General features: G+C 54.6%; 19 protein-coding genes. 7 read left to right on the top strand and 12 right to left on the bottom strand.

Annotated features, from left to right (window positions below; all coding sequences use genetic code 11):
* Nucleotides 1-16 precede the first annotated feature (16 nt).
* Genes B2T33_RS15300 through B2T33_RS15285 form a run of 4 tightly spaced genes read left to right on the top strand, consistent with a single transcriptional unit; the run spans nt 17 to nt 4,874 of the window.
* Nucleotides 17-505 carry a tripartite tricarboxylate transporter TctB family protein gene (locus tag B2T33_RS15300; RefSeq protein WP_008891054.1) on the top strand — a complete coding sequence of 163 codons (489 nt, stop codon included), beginning with the start codon at nt 17-19 and terminating at the stop codon, nt 503-505.
* The gene (locus tag B2T33_RS15295) at nt 498-2,036 is read left to right on the top strand and encodes a tripartite tricarboxylate transporter permease (protein ID WP_008891055.1); all 1,539 of its coding nucleotides are present in this window, start codon (nt 498-500) and stop codon (nt 2,034-2,036) included. The genes B2T33_RS15300 and B2T33_RS15295 overlap by 8 nt, the downstream gene beginning before the upstream one ends.
* 34 nt (nt 2,037-2,070) lie before the next feature.
* Nucleotides 2,071-3,753: a methyl-accepting chemotaxis protein gene (locus tag B2T33_RS15290; protein ID WP_286792498.1), complete on the top strand. Its 1,683-nt coding sequence runs from the start codon at nt 2,071-2,073 to the stop codon at nt 3,751-3,753.
* Nucleotides 3,753-4,874, top strand: a complete 1,122-nt coding sequence (locus tag B2T33_RS15285; RefSeq protein WP_286792497.1) for an AbrB family transcriptional regulator — start codon at nt 3,753-3,755, stop codon at nt 4,872-4,874. The genes B2T33_RS15290 and B2T33_RS15285 overlap by 1 nt, the downstream gene beginning before the upstream one ends.
* Before the next feature lie 27 nt (nt 4,875-4,901).
* Here B2T33_RS15285 and B2T33_RS15280 read toward each other — a convergent pair whose 3' ends face one another.
* The 11 genes from B2T33_RS15280 to B2T33_RS15230 form a co-directional block, all read right to left on the bottom strand.
* On the bottom strand, nt 4,902-6,176 hold the full coding sequence (locus B2T33_RS15280; protein ID WP_286792496.1) for an NAD(P)/FAD-dependent oxidoreductase: 1,275 nt from the start codon (nt 6,174-6,176) through the stop codon (nt 4,902-4,904).
* A gap of 49 nt (nt 6,177-6,225) precedes the next feature.
* The gene (locus tag B2T33_RS15275) at nt 6,226-6,672 is read right to left on the bottom strand and encodes a c-type cytochrome (protein WP_286792495.1); all 447 of its coding nucleotides are present in this window, start codon (nt 6,670-6,672) and stop codon (nt 6,226-6,228) included.
* Nucleotides 6,672-7,772 carry a c-type cytochrome gene (locus B2T33_RS15270; protein ID WP_286792494.1) on the bottom strand — a complete coding sequence of 367 codons (1,101 nt, stop codon included), beginning with the start codon at nt 7,770-7,772 and terminating at the stop codon, nt 6,672-6,674. The genes B2T33_RS15275 and B2T33_RS15270 overlap by 1 nt, the downstream gene beginning before the upstream one ends.
* Nucleotides 7,756-9,051, bottom strand: a complete 1,296-nt coding sequence (gene soxC / locus B2T33_RS15265) for a sulfite dehydrogenase (RefSeq protein WP_286792493.1) — start codon at nt 9,049-9,051, stop codon at nt 7,756-7,758. The genes B2T33_RS15270 and soxC overlap by 17 nt, the downstream gene beginning before the upstream one ends.
* Nucleotides 9,052-9,145: 94 nt before the next feature.
* Entirely contained in the window at nt 9,146-10,840 is a 1,695-nt protein-coding gene (gene soxB / locus B2T33_RS15260) for a thiosulfohydrolase SoxB (RefSeq protein WP_197147458.1), read from the bottom strand.
* 118 nt (nt 10,841-10,958) lie between these two features.
* The gene (gene soxA, locus B2T33_RS15255) at nt 10,959-11,819 is read right to left on the bottom strand and encodes a sulfur oxidation c-type cytochrome SoxA (protein ID WP_197147457.1); all 861 of its coding nucleotides are present in this window, start codon (nt 11,817-11,819) and stop codon (nt 10,959-10,961) included.
* A gap of 61 nt (nt 11,820-11,880) precedes the next feature.
* On the bottom strand, nt 11,881-12,207 hold the full coding sequence (gene soxZ / locus B2T33_RS15250; protein ID WP_063089497.1) for a thiosulfate oxidation carrier complex protein SoxZ: 327 nt from the start codon (nt 12,205-12,207) through the stop codon (nt 11,881-11,883).
* A gap of 20 nt (nt 12,208-12,227) precedes the next feature.
* Nucleotides 12,228-12,683: a thiosulfate oxidation carrier protein SoxY gene (gene soxY, locus B2T33_RS15245; RefSeq protein ID WP_008891065.1), complete on the bottom strand. Its 456-nt coding sequence runs from the start codon at nt 12,681-12,683 to the stop codon at nt 12,228-12,230.
* A gap of 19 nt (nt 12,684-12,702) precedes the next feature.
* Nucleotides 12,703-13,164: a sulfur oxidation c-type cytochrome SoxX gene (gene soxX / locus B2T33_RS15240; protein WP_064781412.1), complete on the bottom strand. Its 462-nt coding sequence runs from the start codon at nt 13,162-13,164 to the stop codon at nt 12,703-12,705.
* Nucleotides 13,165-13,360: 196 nt separating this feature from the next.
* Nucleotides 13,361-13,978 carry a SoxW family protein gene (locus B2T33_RS15235; protein ID WP_197147456.1) on the bottom strand — a complete coding sequence of 206 codons (618 nt, stop codon included), beginning with the start codon at nt 13,976-13,978 and terminating at the stop codon, nt 13,361-13,363.
* 10 nt (nt 13,979-13,988) lie between these two features.
* Nucleotides 13,989-14,723: a cytochrome c biogenesis CcdA family protein gene (locus B2T33_RS15230; protein WP_197147455.1), complete on the bottom strand. Its 735-nt coding sequence runs from the start codon at nt 14,721-14,723 to the stop codon at nt 13,989-13,991.
* A gap of 120 nt (nt 14,724-14,843) precedes the next feature.
* On the opposite strand from B2T33_RS15230, the gene B2T33_RS15225 reads away from it, so the two are divergent.
* The 3 genes from B2T33_RS15225 to B2T33_RS15215 all read left to right on the top strand — a co-directional run bounded on the left by B2T33_RS15225 (nt 14,844) and on the right by B2T33_RS15215 (nt 16,899).
* Nucleotides 14,844-15,218, top strand: a complete 375-nt coding sequence (locus B2T33_RS15225; protein WP_197147454.1) for a transcriptional regulator — start codon at nt 14,844-14,846, stop codon at nt 15,216-15,218.
* A gap of 113 nt (nt 15,219-15,331) precedes the next feature.
* A complete protein-coding gene (locus tag B2T33_RS15220; RefSeq protein ID WP_040823953.1) occupies nt 15,332-15,694 on the top strand; it encodes an ArsR/SmtB family transcription factor in 363 nt (120 codons plus the stop codon).
* 110 nt (nt 15,695-15,804) lie between these two features.
* Entirely contained in the window at nt 15,805-16,899 is a 1,095-nt protein-coding gene (locus B2T33_RS15215; RefSeq protein WP_197147453.1) for a YeeE/YedE family protein, read from the top strand.
* A gap of 19 nt (nt 16,900-16,918) precedes the next feature.
* Here the strand turns inward: B2T33_RS15215 and B2T33_RS15210 are convergent, their stop codons facing one another.
* Entirely contained in the window at nt 16,919-17,857 is a 939-nt protein-coding gene (locus tag B2T33_RS15210; RefSeq protein ID WP_252724119.1) for an MBL fold metallo-hydrolase, read from the bottom strand.
* Nucleotides 17,858-18,014 lie beyond the last annotated feature (157 nt).

Here is an 18,014-nt window from a genome sequence, read left to right as displayed (position 1 = left end):
CGAAGGAAACCACGCCATGTCCATCAATCGCGACAAATTCGGCGCGCTGCTATTTCTTTGCCTTGCGCTGATATATGGCTTCTATGTCGATGACATCCCGCTGCTGTTTGGCGACGAGGATGCCCCGTTCAATGCCAGAACCCTCCCTAACGCCCTTGCATGGTTGCTTGGTGTGGTTTCCTTCATCCAACTGGTGCTGCCGACCAACAAAGAGGCCGGCAGCCTCGAACACGCTTTCCGCGGTCTTAAGTGGAAACGCGTTGTTATCCTGGCGGCACTGATGGTGTTTTATGGCCTGACCATCCGCCAGCTGGGCTTCCCGATTTCAACATCGCTCTTCCTGATGGGCGGTTTCTATACGCTTGGCGAACGCCGTCCGCTGGTTCTGATCCTGACGGCTGTCGGTGTCACGCTTGCTTTCTGGGGCTTGCTCTATGCCATGGGCATCTACCTGACCCCGGGCGATTTCTTCTATTATCTCGGTTGGATGTCAAACGATGCTTGAGGGAATTTTCTCCGGTCTTTCGACCGCTGTCATGCCGATCAACCTTCTGATGGTTGCGGTCGGCTGTTTCGCAGGCACCTTTATCGGGATGCTTCCAGGTCTTGGCCCAATCACTGCCATTGCCCTGATGATCCCGATCACCTATGGGTTTGATCCGTCCACCGGCCTTATTCTAATGGCGGGCGTGTATTACGGGGCAATCTTTGGTGGTTCGACATCTTCTATTCTGATCAACGCGCCGGGTGTTGCCGGAACGGTTGCGACCGCCTTTGACGGTTACCCGATGGCCCAAAAGGGTCAGGCTGGCAAGGCACTGGCCATTGCCGCCTACTCGTCTTTCTCTGGCGGTACGATTGCTGCGATCTTCCTGCTGGTGGCCGCACCGGCATTGGCATCAGTTTCGTTGTCGTTCCAGTCGGGTGACTATTTCGCACTGATGGTGCTTGGCCTCACGGCTGTGTCTGCATTTGCCGGCAAGGGACAGGTCCTTAAGGCGATTACCATGACCCTGTTCGGGATCATGCTTTCGACCATCGGCACGGATCCGGCGGCTGGCGTTGCCCGCTTTACCTTTGGCAGCATGGATCTTGTCGATGGCATCAGCTTCCTTTTGCTGGCCATGTCGACCTTTGCCCTTTCCGAGGCCCTGCTCTCGATCCTGCGTCCGACCAAGGACACCCGTTCCGAGGAAGAAAAGGCGCTTAAAAGCCTGGGCTCGATGAAGCTTTCGAAGGAAGAAGTCAAGATCATGATCCCGGTCATTGGCCGTTCCTCGGTTCTTGGCTTCTTTACCGGCGTTCTGCCGGGTGCCGGTGCAACGATTGCATCCTTCCTTGCATACGGCATGGAACGCAATATTGCCTCGGCCAAGGAAAAGCTCGGCTTTGGCAAGGGCTCCATTCGTGGTCTGGCGGCGCCGGAAACCGCAAACAACGCTGCGTGTTCTGGTTCCTTCGTACCACTTCTGACCCTTGGTATTCCGGGTTCGGGCACCACGGCTGTGATGATGGGCGCGCTGATTTCCTACGGTGTTCAGCCGGGTCCGCGTCTGTTTGTTGAACAGCCTGACGTGTTCTGGTCGGTGATCATTTCGATGTATATCGGCAATATCGTCCTGCTGGTTCTGAACCTGCCGCTGATCCCGTATATCTCTCGTCTTTTGGCCCTGCCCCAGCAGCTTCTTGTTCCGTTCGTTCTGTTCTTCTCGCTGGTTGGTGTCTATCTGGTGACCTTTAACACCATGGACATCCACATGATGGTGATTGCAGCTGCAATCGCGATCGGCCTGCGTCTTTTGAACTATCCGATGGCACCGATGCTGCTTGGCTTCATTCTGGGCAAGATGATGGAGGAAAACCTCCGTCGTGCACTGGCCATTAGTGACGGTTCCATTTCGTTCCTTTGGGAACGCCCGATCACGCTGGTGATCCTGTTGATCAGCATTCTGTTCCTTGCAGCCCCGTTGATCGGCAATCTGCGCAGCTGGTTGGCAAACCGCAAATCAGCGCTTCCCAATGATGGTGAACTCTAAGATCTGCCTCTGAGCGACGTGAAGGATATTGGTAATGCGGTTTCTTGATAATCTGTCGATTGGTCCCAAAACCCTTTTGGTTCCGGTCTTCCTGATGATCGTCATTGTCGCGATGGGGATTGCCACGGTGGCAACCCTCGAAAGCGAAAAAGACACCCTTACCAGCCTTCGCGTTGAAGCCTATGAACGGCGATCCGATGCGTTGACACTCAGCAACGCCCTGAACGAGGCGCACGGATCGCTGTTTCGTATCCTGACCTGGGACTCAAACGGCATTAATGCTGCTGTTGTCCCGGATCTTCGCGAACAGGTCGCCAAACTCGAAGAAGAACTCGCCCCCCTTGCCCAGCGTCTTGCCGCTGTGGGTGGTGATGCCTTCACCGAGAATTATTCGAAATACATGGAACAGGTGAACCAGTTCCTTGTTGAAAGCGAAATGAACATCTATGGCGCGCTGGAAGTCATTGCCCAGGCTGATGAAACCTTCCAGGCCCTTCAGGCACCGCTTAACGATATCCTTGCCCAATCACATGAAATTGCCACCACATCGTTTGCAAATGCATATGCGCAGGCCGAAGCCCTGCAGCGTGTCTTTGTCATCGTTGCACTGATTGTTGTGGTTGTTGCGGTTGTTGTGTCGGTCTTTGTCTCCCGGCGCATTTCACGGCCAATGACCGACCTTGCCGAATTGATCGAACAAATTTCAAATGGCGATCTTGATGTGAGTGTTCGCGGCGGACAACGCGCTGACGAGATTGGCAAAGTCGCGCGCTCTGTCATGGTGCTGCGGGATCAGTCCAAGGAGGCAGAAGTCCTGCGTCAGGAACGCGAACGTGTGCGTGGCCTTGAAAGACAGCGCCAACAAAACCTGATCGACGCCACCAATCATTTCCAGCGCGTAGTCCAGGAAGCCCTTTCCGGTTTTGATCAGGAATTCAGCTCGCTCAACGGATCTGCCAGCGACATGGAACAGATCGCAACCCTTGCCAGTGCACGGTCAGCCGACGCAAACCAGCATTCCGAGCAGGTTCTTCATCACATCGAAGCTGTTTCCCAGACGACCGCAAGCTTGTCCGAAGCCATTGCTGAAATCGGCCAACAGGCCCAAAACTCGGCCGAGGTTGCCGGACGTGCACGTTCCGAAAGCGAACAGTCACGCGCCCTGTTTGAACAGCTGACCAACGCCACCCAACGGATTGGTGATATCGTCAGCCTGATCGAAGACATCGCCAACCAGACCAACCTTCTGGCCCTGAATGCCACCATTGAGGCCGCACGCGCCGGTGACGCTGGCAAGGGATTTGCTGTTGTTGCGGGGGAAGTCAAAAACCTCGCCTCCCAGACCGCACGCGCGACCGAAGATATCGCAAGTCAGGTCGAAGAAATCCGCGGCCTTACCGATAACGTGGTCAATGCCTTGCACGGTGTTGCCGATGTGATTGGCGAGGTGGATCAGTCCGCCGCTGCCATCGCCGCTGCCGTTGAAGAACAACAGGCCTCCACAGCCGGTATTTCCGACAGCATTCAGGACGCCAATGGTGGCATGCGGACCGTGGCCGAGGCGGTTGGTGCGCTGGATAACGAAACAGCCCGCGTACATAATGGTTCTGCAAACGTAACGCGCGCCACCAGCACATTGAATGACGAAGCGACCAAACTGCGTAACGCAATTGATGGCTTCCTTGAACAAATCGAGAAGAACAAGGCCGAAGCATAATGACGAGAACACCGGATGGTCGCTCAGGCGCCCATTGGATCAACCGAGTTTCCGGTGTTTTGACACCCCAGTTTTTCAAAAAACTGTCGATTGCTTTGGGGATTGGCCTTATTGGCGGCTTGATCGCCCATTTCATCAATATGCCTCTGGCCTGGATGTTGGGCCCGATGCTGGCCACGTTTGTCGCAAGCCTGCTGCGCGTGCCGATGGGTGTGCCGATGCAGTTTCGCTCTGGCATCCTTGGGGTTATCGGTATTTTCCTTGGCGCATCCTTTGCCCCCGATACACTTGATCAGGCCGCAAAGTGGCCGATCAGCATGATCGCGGTTCTTCTGTATGTTCCGATCATCACATTCGTGATCACGTGGTTCTATTCCCGCATTGCCCGCCTGGATCCTGCCACAGCGCTGTTTTCCGCAACACCGGGTGGCCTGACACCGATGGTCGTTCTTGGGGCGGCTGCCGGCGGCAATGAACAGGAAATTGCCCTGACGCAGGGTTTGCGTGTTTTGCTGCTGGTGATGTCCGCACCACTGATTGTTTTGATGATCACGGGCGTTGTGGCAAACGGCCATGGCGATAGCCAATCGGTTCAAATGACACTGAACGAAGGTCTTTTGACCGCCGTTTGCGCGATTATCACAGTTCTGGTCTTTCGCAAGCTGCGCATCCCTGCGGCCTATATGACCGGAGCGATGGCGGCTAGCATGGTGTTGCATGTATCGGGCATCGTCGAGGGTAACCTGCCCGACTGGCTTCTGGCCGGAAGCCTGTTGATCCTTGGCTCTGCCATTGGCAGTCGGTTCTCGGGCGTCAAGATCGCGGTCCTTGTCCGCCTTGCGGGCTATTCGGTGCTGGCAACCTTTGTTGTCCTGGCCTTTACAGGCGGGGTTGCATGGTTCGTATCGCAATGGCTGCATCTTGATTTCATTGCCGTATTACTGGCCTTTGCGCCGGGTGGCGTTGCGGAGATGTCATTGATTGCGCTGGCACTCAATGTCGAACCGAGTTTTGTCGCCTTTCACCATATCGTGCGCATTTTCGAAATCGTGTTGCTAGCACCACTCCTTGCCAAGTGGTTTCAACGCCACATGCAAAAGAAAGCCGCACGGCAAGATTAATCTGTTTCTGCCATTGCGTACTTGTGATTAGCCAAACATGTCCTTGGTGATCCCGTCATACCAGGCAACAGATTCCTCAAAGGTATGCCGACGGACATCGGCACTTTCATCGGGTTGGCTGATAAAGGATGAAGTGCTGGCGATCGCGCCGTCAACATTGCCATATTGCGCCCCGACCTTGATCCCGTCATTGGTTTCGACAAGGCTCCAGCACGTATTGAGATAACGCGCTGGAAAGACCCGCGTATCCATCAGATCTGCCATCAGATGCATCACTACCACTTTCGCCTGACTATTGGCCGCTGATCCTGACTTTGGCATAGCGCCTGCGATGGACGCATCACCGATGACAAAGATGTTCTGATCGCGTTTGGACCGCATGCTTTCGGCATCCACCGGGCAAAATCCAGTCTCATCCGAAAGCCCCGCACTGATGGCAATGCGTCCGGCCTGTTGGGCCGGAATGATATTGAGCAACGCACCGCCAAAGGTATCAAAATCAGTCTCCACCGTTCCAGCTTCGACATCGACACCCTTGATACCCCCGTGGATATTGGGCCCATACCATTCCACCATGCCCGGATAGTATTTCTCCCACCCTTCCGCAAACAGTCCCTGTTTGGAGAATTTCTCTTTCGGATCCAGAACAACAATCGTGCAGTCAGTGAGCCCGCGGGCCTTAAGCGTATGGGCAATCATGGAAACACGTTCATACGGGCCCGGCGGACAGCGATACGGATTGGGTGGCGCTACCATCACCACCTGATCACCGTTTTTAAGGCCATCGATTTTTGATTTAAGTAATTGTGTCTGTGGTCCCGCCTGCCAGGCGTGCGGGGCAATTTCCGCCAGCTCCGCCGAATATCCCGGAACACTATCAAATATCAGATCAATACCCGGTGACAGGACCAGCCGGTCATAGGGGATGGTTTCCCCGGTTGATGTGCGCACCTGATGCGCCGTGCGATCAATTTCTTCTGCCCGGGCTGTCACTTTGCGAATGCCGAAATCATTGACCAGTCGATCATAGCCATGCGTGATCGACGCAAAATCGCGATAGCCACCAAGGTACAGGTTGGAGAAAAAGCAGGTCGTGTATTTCTCGGAATCCTCAATCAGGGTGATGTTGATTGCCTCACCGGCCTTTTCCGCCAAATGACGGGCCACCGTTGCCCCACCGGCACCGCCGCCAACAATCACGACATTCTTGCGGCCTTGGGCACGCAAAATGCCCGGCATTGCCATGACACCTGCACCGGCACCGAGAAACTTGTTGAACGTTCGCCTTGTGACATTGCTCATTTTCTTGTTCCTGATCCGTTGATTAACGACGTTTCACAAACTCCAACCTTTAGTCCTTCGTCGAAAAATAGGTCGCAAGCGCTGCCAATTCTTCCATACCAAGGCTTGCCATGATTGCCTGCATCACTGAATTGTCGCGCAGGCGGTATTTGTATTCCAGCATCGCCTCGACAAAATACTCGCGCGGCAAGCCGTCGATCACCGGGATCGCATGATTGGCAGCGTGTCGCTGATGACACGTCACACATTCTGTTGCGAGATAAGCGCCATAATCTGCATCACCTGGCATTGCCAACACCTGTCCGATGGCCTCACCCAATGGCGTGTCCGGTGTCGTTTTCTCCGCACCGGACTCCGCAAACGAAAAGTTCGGGATCAAGAAGATCCCGAACGCAACACACAGCCAAATCTTATCAATGCCCAGCACCCGAAACACGCGCGCCGTCAAAGCCCTGCCACCATCCGTTTCATGATGTTTCCGGTGACAGTCACGCATTAATCGATCCCCCCGGCACCGTTTTCTTCATCACCGTCCGGTGTGACATCAAGAATACGCGCGCGCATCACGATCTCGGCCGGTCCATCGCCACAGTTTTCCATGCAGGGTTCAACATTGGTCGCGAAATTTGGCTCTTCCAGACGATCATCGGGATAGAAGTTCTCTTCGTTGGGCAACGAAATCTCGCTAAAGGTTTCATTGGATAACTCAAAGTCTTCTTCTGTGACAATGTCGTTCAAATACAACAGGTAAGCTGTAATTGCGTAGGTCTGATCCGCACTCAGCGACCGGGCATTACCAAACGGCATTGCCCGATGGACATAGTCAAAAATCGTCGAGGCGAACGGCCAATAGGACCCGATGGTCTTGACCGGACGGTCCGCCGTCAGGGTATCAAAGCCACCCGATAATACCGGCCAGCGTCCCTCGCCTTCACCAAACACGCCATGACACACCGCGCAGTTTTCATCATAGAGCACGCCACCATCGGCCACCGTACCACTGCCGACAGGCAACCCGACACCGTCCGGACGAACATCAATATCCCATGCTGCAATTTCTTCTGGCAGTGCTTCGCGGCCAAGATGATAAACACCATGCTCAGGGATCACTGCATCCGCTGCATTCACAGAAGGTTCCGTTGCTGATGCGGTTTCAACAGGTTCTGATGCCGGTGCGGACTCAGGTTCCGCTGCGGCTTGCTCTGCACTTTCCGAGAAGGTTGCCAGATAGGCGATCACATTGGCAATCTCGTCGTCCTTTTTCAGGCCGGCAAAAGCCATCTTCGTACCTTTGACATAGTCGCGCGGTTTCGCCAGATATTCGGTCAGACTGTCGTGAACCCAAACCAAACCTTCTTCACCGGCCTTGGTCATCGCCTTGGAATATTTGAAATCCTCAAGCGACCCGGCAACGCGCCCGAAGATTTCATTGAGTTCCGGTCCAACCTTGTTTTTGGCCCCTTCACCCACGGCGTGACAGGCGGCACATTTGCGGAAAACCTTTTCGCCGGCATCTGCATCTTGCGCGTTGGCATTGGTTGCCCATGCTGCGCCAAGCAGAACGATGCTTGCGGTAAACTTAAGAAACTTCGACATTTTCCGCCTCTCCGTTCGACTTCAGATACCAGGTCTGGATGCCATTATTGTGATAGATGGAGTTATCGCCGCGTGCCGCGCGCAGGGCGTCCTTGGTCGGCTGAACGTAACCCTGCTCATCAATCGCACGCGATTGCAGATAAAGCGGCGATCCGTCCCAGTTGAATTCGTAGTAGAAGCGATGCAGCGACCGGCTAAGGCTCGGCCCGTCAATCCGGGCATGCTGCCAGTTGCGGCCACCGTCAATCGACACATCAACGCGCTTGATCTTGCCATGGCCAGACCATGCAACGCCGGTAATGATCGTATGGCCGCGGCCATGGGTGATCGGCGCCTGCGGGCTTGGGTTGGTGATAACCGATTTGACATCCATCGCCCAGGTAAACCGCCGTGCACGCCCATCAGGCATAAGATCGGTATATTTCGACGTCTCTTCGCGGAGCTGCCATGGCTTATCGCCGACCTCGATCCGGCGCAGCCATTTCACCCACATATTGCCTTCCCATCCCGGAACGCACAGGCGCACCGGATATCCTTGTTCGGTGCGCAGGGCCTCGCCATTCATTTTGAAAGCAACAAGGCAGTCATCAAGCGCCTTTTCAATCGGGATCGAACGCCCCATACCTGATGCATCGGCACCTTCGGCCAGGATCCATTTTCCGGCTGGTTTAACACCGGCTTCTTCCAGAAGTGTGCGCAGGCGAACGCCGGTATACATCACGTTATGCAGCATACCGTGGGTAAACTGGCAGCCATTAAGCTGCGCGCCACGCCACTCCATGCCAGAGTTCGCCGCACATTCAAGGAAGTAGACCCGGTTTTCACGCGGAAAACGCATCAGATCCTGCATGGTAAAGACAAGCGGCTTGTCGACCAGACCATTGATCATCAGGCGATGCTCGGCCGGGTCCACTTCGGCGACCCCGCTGTGATGACGCTCAAAGCAAAGACCATTGGGCGTGATGATGCCGTCAAGTTCATGCAACGGTGTGAAGTTGATCGACGATATCGGATCGGCGGTCAGCCATGGCACATCGCGACGTACGACATGTGCTTCAAACGGTGACGGCACACCATAAGGTGCGGCATCCACGCCCGGACCGGAATACTGGTTCCAGTCCTTGAGTTCCGTGATCGCCGGATCCGGGGTTCCGGCCGCCAACGCAGCACCGCCACCAATTGCGGCAACCGCCGCCCCACCGGCGGCTGTTAGACCACCCTGAAGAAAGCTGCGCCGACTTGGCACAAAATTCTTATCTTTCTGAGGTTGTTTGGACATGGCTCTTGGTGCCCTCCCTACACATTCGATATTTTATATATATTGAGGCGAAAAATGCCCTGCCCGGTGATTGGAACCGGCCAGGTGATTTCGCCTAGTTCATTCCAATCACTTTCACGGTGTCATTGCGTGGAATATCAATGACCTTGTGACGGGTGATGTAGTTTTCCATCAGATCGTAGACCGCTGGTCCTTCAACGCCTTCGTTGACGGATGCCCAACCGGCGACAACATAGCTGCGATCCGCTTCAATCGGCTCGCCAGTCTTGATCATTGTCATGTTCGAGATACGGTTGCCGATGCTTTCCTTGGGTGCACAGCTATAGGCCATGCCACCGACACGAACCATGTCACCCCCCTGTTGGAAGAACGGATCCTTGTTAAACAGGTTGTCACAAACGTCCTCGAGGATTTCCTTGATCTGCGTGCCAGTGAATTCCAGACGATAAACCGACGGGTAATTCATGCTGGTCTGGTTATAAAGATCATCGATGGTGATATCGTCACCCGGAAGCAATGTCGTACCCCAACGGAATCCCGGGCTAAATGCCAGTTCCGCATCTCGTTCTTCCATGATGCCCTGACAAATCAGGTCATCCCATGTCCCGTTGAAATTACCGCGGCGATACAGCAGACCTGATGTCTTGCCGATGACGCGATTGCACTCCGCCTCATAAGGTGCGCGGACCTCGTCAATCTTGGCGGCCATTTCCGGATCCGGATCGATTACATCCGAGAACACCGGAATAAGTGCTGAATTATAATCGGTTACGCGCCCATCTTTAACTTCCAGATCAACGCGCCCCAGATATTTGCCGTGTGAACCCGATGACAAAAGCAATGTATTGCCGATCTTGATCGCCTCGGGCACCGCGTCGTGGGTATGGCCTGTCAGGATGACATCAATGCCGTTCACAACGGTCGCCAGTTTCTGGTCCACGTCAAATCCGTTATGCGACAACAGGACGACCACAGCGGCCCCGGCCTCGCGCGCGGCGTCGACATTGGCCTGAATGACTTCCGGGCGAATACCAAACGACCAGTTCGGGATCATCCAGCGCGGATTGGCAATCGGGGTATAGGGCATGGCCTGCCCGATCACCGCGACCTTGTGCCCGCCGGTTTCATAAAACGCGGTATGTTCGAAAACCGGTTCATCCCATTCCGTGTCAAAAACGTTGCTGGCCAGGAACGGATAACCAAGATCATCAACGATCTCCTTGACCCGATCTTCGCCAAAGGTGAATTCCCAGTGCCCGACCATCGCGTCCGGCTTGAGCAGCTTCATGCAATCAACCATGTCCTGCCCATTGGTCTTGAGCGACGTGTAAGACCCCTGCCAGGTGTCACCACCATCAAGGAACAGAACGTTGCTATCCCCGCGTTCCGCACGGATCGCCTTGACCAGCGTCGCGGTGCGATCAAGGCCGCCAAGCCGTCCGTAAGTCCGCGCCATATCGACATAATCGACCATGGTGTGCGCATAGGCGAGCGGACTGCCGCGCTTTATCCCGAAGTGGGACAGGAATTCCTCGCCAACAAGATGCGGCGGAATGCCTTCAAACGCCCCGACACCGTAGTTTTCTGATGGCGGGCGGAAATAGACCGGCTTTAGCTGGGCATGAACATCGGTGAAGTGCAAAAGCGTAATGCTGCCTTTGCTGTCAAACTTCAAAAGATCGTCCTGAGTCAGACGCTGTTGGGCAGCCACACGGGTCAAACTACCCATATAGCCGGTCGCTGCGGTGGTCACAGCTGCCCATTGCAAAAATTCACGGCGCGAAAACATTTATTGGTGGCCTCCGGGCAATATTCACCTGTTCGGCAACGCGGCCGAGGCATTTAAAGGAAGAAAGGCGGGGCAACCGGGAGGATAAGCCAATCACCCCTGTAGTAACTTTTGAATCTTATTGGCGAACTGCAGGTGTCTCGACGGACAAGCCGGTGCCACGCCAGGTCACATAGACCTCAAGCGCCATCAGTTCGTCAGAAAATGCAGCCGGGAATTCCGCACGGGTATCACGGATGCAACCGCGAAAACGGTTATGCAGTGACACCAGACTGGCCTGCTTCAGGCGATAGGTCGGGAACCCGTTGACATTGCCCTGACTGAGATGGTCGGCGCGAATGTAGTTGCCATTGTTCTGTTCATGACAAGATGCACAGGAAAGATTGAGCTGCCCGGTCCGGGTGTAATAAAGCTCGTTGCCCTTCTCCCACCAGCTCTGCATGTGCCCTTCGGCAAGATCGATGGCGACCGGCGTGCCCAAAGACTGATGTTTGACATAGGCGGTCAACGCCTTTTGCTCAGGCGCATCAAACTTATAGGCCTCTGCCTCCATCTCTTCGGTGCGGCACTTGTTGATCTGAAGTTCCACATTGATCGGGCGGTTGGATGCTTCATCCCATTTCGGGAAGCTTGCCCCGACACCAGCCATGCTTTCCTCGGCATCCCCGTGACAGGATGCGCAGGATTTACCGGCACTTCCGTCAACCGTATTCCAAAGATCCGCACCGTCCTGCACTTCAAGCATTCCGGGATTTTCAAAGGTATCGGTTTCCAGAAGACGCGTTTCTTCGGTTCGATACAGCCAGCCTGACAGCACCTCGTCAAGCGGGTGACCTTCTGGCGGTGCTGCACGGGTGATCATCTGGATTTCGCCGTCGATGACGAGTTCATCGTCAACCGGCCCACCGGCAAACGCAATCCCCGGGACAAGTGCGGTCATGGCAACCGCAGCAGCTTTGGCTATGATTTGGTTTCTCAAGACATTCCCTCCCGATGCAGTGGCGGGCCCGTGATCACCTGGATCAAGGACCCGTCCCGAATCATTTTATGGCGATCTTGTTTTCAGTCTCGTAGACAGAACCGTCATCATCCAACCAGCTGAACTTGAATGTTCCAGCCTCGTTAACCTTGGCGGAAAACTCGATATAGGGGTTGGCGGAAATTGCCGGCTCGAGTTCACAGGAAAACACGGGCTTGCCGTTGAATTCACAGGTGAACTTGTTGATGATCTGGCGCGGGATGAGATTGCCATCCTTGCCCTTGCGCAAACCTGATTCCATCGGATGGTTGATCAGGGTCTTGATGGTGATGATCTCACCAGCCGATGCGGATTTCGGCACCTTTACACGCGGCTTGATATTGTCCATTTGACTTTCTCCCGATCCGATCAGCCGCCGCAACCACCGATGGTCACTTTGACTTCTTTTTTATCCATGAAAACCTGCCCCTTACTGGTCTTTGCGACCGCAACCACATTCTGGGTTTTCGCAAGACGCATGCGGGTTTTCGCCTCGGCTGCACCGCTCATCGGCGTGAAGTGGAATACAGCGACATCCGGGTTGGGGTTGCCTTCGGCATAGATGACAACCGACTCAACGTAATCGTCATCCGTCATCGGGCTTGCCACAGACACCTCGATCGGCACGGTGTTGCCGTTTTCGGCAATTTCCGGCGTCGTCAGGGTCAGGTCACCACCCATCGCGGGCTCTTTACCACCGGCAAAGTTTTTGATGCTTTCGGCTGTGGCTTCCGGCGTGGCAGAGGCGGACAGCGAGAAGCCGAACACTCCGGCTGCAGCTGCACCGACCGATGCACAAAGCATTTGGCGTCGTGTGAGATTCATCTTGGTTCCTCGGTGGTTGTTATTCTTTGAGCGTCGCCAAATAGGCCACGACATCTTCAACTTCCTGCGCGGTCAGGATTGTTTTGCCGACCAGATCTTCGCGGACATTGATGCCGACATTCAGCGAATAGAAACCCGGCATAACCGTCTCTTCGGAGAAAACTTCTTTGGCATCAGCCACGATGGCGCGAAGTTCGCCCTCGCTCCAGCGGTCGGCAGCACCATCAAGCGGCGGCCCGACTTCGCCGTGGAACAGCTGGTCGCTTTGATCTTTGACAGCGTGACATGCCAGACAGTTGCCAAGGCTACGATTGGCAAAGACCTTACGCCCGTTTTCCGGGTCTCCCGGCTGGCTGGTCAATGACTGGGATACAGACATGTCATCGAATTTGACATCGGCAGGTGCGAGTGCATCAGCTGCGGCAAGGGCCGGAAGGCCAACGATCAGGCACGCAAGAAAGGTTCTTGGTTTCCAAGACATGGCGTTGTGGTTCCTCCTGTGACGATGCCCCTGCCCTCTGTGTGGCATATGAACATCCCCGGTCTGACATCTGGCGGCTCTGACGGCGCCTTTAGTTCAAGTTATTCAAACTCAACTTTTAATTCAACACATAAATATGATATTTTTAATGTTTCATGTTCTGAACTATTAATTATGCATACATTGCAAGGGGTTGTTACTGCCCTAATCGCCCCTCCTCCTGAAGCTTCTGAATGATGCGGGCATGATATTTCTGGAAGTGCTCGTCGGTTTCGTAGCCCTTCTCGTTTACCCAGCGAAACATATTCAGGAACGTCCATTTGCCAAACGCACCGGGCATGGTCGCAACCGCGGCCTCGGCGGCATTTTTGCCGTCTTCCGGTGCTTCTTCAGGCAGAAAAACGATGGTCGGGGTAAAGACATAGCCCCACTTGCGGGCGGCGGTTTTCTCGCTCAGCACGTCGCCATCGAGATCAGTCACTTCTTCGTCGCCAAACATGTTGTATTGGACGACCTTGAAGTTCTCCTTGATATAGTCGGATACCTCTGGATCGCTCAGCAGTTCGGTATGCATCTTGGCGCAATAGATGCAGCCACGCTGTTCAAAGATCATCACGAGGCGCTTGTTTTCATCCCGGGCGGCCGCGATATCGTCGGCAATGTCGCGAAATGTGATCGAAAACCAGTCCTGCTTGTGCAGACCATCTTCGCCCACGGTTTCCGCGTGCGATCCGTGTGACCAACTCATTACCAGCAAACCGGCGAGCAGATATTTCGCCAAAGGCACTCCACGCAGCAGATGACGCATATTCATGACGCAACTCCTATCCGAGGGTCGAAAGCGAAGGGAAAGTTTCAAGCAACCATTGGGCGATGGCCGACATCTGCCCGGTCATGAACAAGACACCGGTCAACACCAACAAGATCCCCATCGCACGTTCAACAGTGTGCATGTGTCGTTTGAATTTTCGGGACCAGCCAACGAATTGCCCGGCGAAAAGCCCCGCCAGCGCAAAGGGCAAACCGATTCCCAGCGAATAAACCGCAAGCAACCCAGCCCCGCGCAATGCCGTGCTTTCCGCCCCGGCAACAAACAGGATTGCGGCCAATGCTGGCCCCACACACGGTGTCCAGCCAAAGGCAAAGGCAAGCCCCATCACATAGGCCCCGACAAGACCCGCCGGCTTTTTCGCAACGTTGACCCGCGCATCGCGATACAAAAGCGATATCCGGAACACCCCCATGAAATGGAGGCCCATGACCGCAATCATGATCCCGGCAATGATCGATAAAATGTCAAAATAGCTGGCCAGTGACTGACCAATGACGCTCGCCGTCGCGCCAAGGGCGATGAAAATCGTGCTGAAACCCGCGACAAAGGCCAATGCCGTAAAGAACACCTGGCGTGACTTCGCACTTGCGACCGCGCGATCATCAAGATCCGCCACACTGACCCCTGCCAGATAGGCAAGGTATGGCGGCACAATCGGCAAAACACATGGCGTAAAGAACGACAACACCCCCGCAAGGAAGGCTGCGCCGAAACCAATATCGAGCAATTCATGTTCCTCCCGGCACTGTGGGTATCTGATTTTGGAATTTGTTTATCAGCGCCTATTCAAAGAATAGTATTTTTCATATATATAATTCAATCATAACTTTATGTAGAATCCAGACATATGAAAAAACCGCACATTTCCCGGGTGTTCCGGCTCACTCTGGCCATGATTTTCGCATCACAGATGTGGATCGGCTCTGCATTGGCGACCGAATTGCTGATGCTTGAACAAAAGGGATGCGCATGGTGTGTCCGCTGGCATCAGGAAATCGGCGAAGCCTACCCCAACACCGATCAGGGCAAACTGGCCCCTCTTCGCCGTGTTGATATTCAGGAATGGCCCGAAGACCTTGATCACATCGCGCGTGAACGTGTTACACCGACATTCGTGTTAATCAGCAACAACCGGGAAGTCGCCCGCCTGCGGGGTTATCCCGGCGATCATTTTTTCTGGCCGATGCTTGACGAGATGCTCTCGCAATTGCCGAACGATTAGGAAAACTGTATATTCGGTTTGAAGCACAGTATCCAATCGTGTATTGACCTCGATGTCTGGTATAATCGGACATCTAACGGCTTTGGCCCTTTAACCGACGAGCACAGCAAACGATGGCCCTACCACGTTTCAAGCAAAACATGGACTCGACCGAAGCCGAAGCTCTCCTCAAGCAGGCGCGCAAGGCCAGCGAGATGCTCAAGGCGCTGTCGCATGAGACACGCTTGCTGATCCTTTGCATCCTCCAGGAAGGCGAAAAGTCGGTATCCGATCTCGAAGAAATTCTGTCCATGCCCCAGGCCGTTGTATCACAGCAACTGGCACGGCTTCGCATTGATGGTCTGGTCTCGGCCCGCCGCGAAGGCCGCATGATCTATTACCGCATTGTCGATACAGAAATGGCGACCATCATTGGTACGCTTTATGACTTGTTCTGCGCCCCGGTCCGCGACGAAGAAAAGGCCGCTGCCGAATAGGCGACAACTGCTGATCGAAAAAGCTTCCTTGAATTAGAACAGAAAAAACGTCACGATTCCGCCGACGCCTTGGCAAAAAATTACAATCAACAAGGCGGGAGGAAAACGTCATGCTGGGTTTGGATAATCCTTGGGCCCTGCCGCTTGTCGGTGTTTTGACCGGCATCGTGGTGGGATTTGTCGCACGTCGACAACATTTCTGCACGATGGCAGCCCTTGAACGCTATTGGTTTGCCGCCAATAGCATCGGTCTGCGCGCCTGGGTGCTGGCGGCCATCACTGCACTGTTCTGCACCCAAACGTTTATCGCCCTTGGCGTTATTGATCTTTCCAACAGTTTCTACATTACCCCGACCCTGCCGATTGCAGGCAGCATTCTGGGCGGGCTGATGTTTGGCTTTGGCATGGCCTTTGTCGGCACATGCGGATTTGGCGCGATCATTCGTCTGGGCGGTGGCAATCTGCGTGCACTGGTTGTCCTGACCGGTATCGGACTAGCCGCCATTGCTGCCCTTCGCGGCGTAACGGGCCATTTTCGTGTCTGGTTTCTTGATCCGCTGTCGATTGAGTTCACCTCGGCCGGATCGCAATCGATTGGCGCGATCGCATCAAACGCCAGCGGATTTGATCTGCACTATCCGATTGCCCTGCTGATCAGTGCCATCGGCCTTTGGTGGGTCTTTCGCAGTTCTGATTTCCGTGCCGAACGCGCAAAGGCGCTTGGCGCCATCACAATTGGTGCCTGCATATCGCTTGGTTGGATCTGGACGACGAGCTTTGCAAAATATCGCTTTGTTGAAACCCAGATCGAGGCAGGCTCCTTTGTCACCCCGGTTGGCGATACAATCATGCAGATCATCACCGTTACCGGGGCCCTGCCCGATTACGGGGTTGGATTGGTGATTGGGGTGTTTCTGGGCGCGGCACTGGCAGCTTGGAAAAGCAACGACATGCGCTGGGAAGCCTGCGATGACGCCCGCGAACTTGGTCGCCACCTGCTTGGCGCATTTTTGATGGGAACTGGCGGCGTTTTTGCCCTTGGCTGCACCATCGGCCAAGGTGTCAGCGCGTTCTCCACGCTGGCAATTTCTTCGCCGATTGTAATGATCTCGATTGCCATCGGCGCGCGGGTCGGCCTTGGCGTCCTTCTTGAAGGATCACCGTTTGGGTTCCTGCGCGCAATATCGCTGCGCAAGCACGGTTAAACCAAAACCCACGCAGCAATTATCCCGCCACAACAAACCGATATGCCGGACGTGCCCGCTCGATCACGCCAAGGCCTGGATGCGGCATGTGAAAGCCGATAATCCGCGATCCATCGACGGCAAGCCGATCGAGCAGCATCTTGCGCGTGGCAATGCCCTTTTCGGCATCCTGATCAGATCCGCTTGGCCATTCTGGATGGATCAAGGAGACGGCAACATTGGTAATGGCATCGCCCACCACAAGTGCGCTGTTTGATCCGTCATGGATCATGAAAGATGTATGCCCGGGTGTGTGACCGGCAGTATCGACTGCCTCGACACCGGGTACCACCTCTGCGTCATAATCGAACAACTCGATACGATCCTCAAGGAAGGCCATGCGGTTGCGCGCCCCGACCACAAAGCTTTTGCGCGCGTCGGGCGTTTTTTCAAGCGTATCCTCGGCCTGCCAGTATTCCCACTCGATCCGGTTCATGTGATAGCGCGCGTCGGCAAAGATCAATTCGTCGAAATCATCAATCAGCCCCCACAGATGGTCGGGATGCGCGTGCGTAAAAACAATATCGGTCACTTCATCCGGGCTGACACCGGCCGCATCAATGTTGTCCATAAGCTTGCCGGCTGACGGCATGAAATTCGGGCCAGCGCCAACATCAAACATCACCACCCGATCACCACGGCGCAAAACGGTGATGTTGCAATCGGGCAGCAACGCATCCGTTGGTTGCCCCTCGGCCTTAAGCAAAGCAACCAGTTCATCCTGTGACACATCAGGAAAGGCAAAAGATAACGGCAACATCAGATTACCATCCGATATGACCGTGATGTCTGACGCACCAAGTTTCAGGGAACCAAGCGCTGACGCAGCCCCGGGAAACAACCCGGTTGCCCCCATACCCGCCAGTGCCAACGAAGATTTCAGAACATTACGACGAGACCAGGAATTGCTTCCAGACATTGCATCCTCCACATATATGTTTTTTTGAATGAATGCACTCATGGTTGATTTGGTCAACCTAAAAACATACCAAGTGGAGCTTTCCACACGCCAACAGCCCCGGATGCCACACCAAAGCCCAGGTACGACACCTAGGTCGCGTCGTGTACTTTTTTCT

Source organism: Thalassospira sp. UBA4513, from assembly GCF_002388495.1.
Classification (GTDB): domain Bacteria; phylum Pseudomonadota; class Alphaproteobacteria; order Rhodospirillales; family Thalassospiraceae; genus Thalassospira; species Thalassospira tepidiphila.
This window is presented reverse-complemented; position numbering and strand designations above follow the sequence as displayed.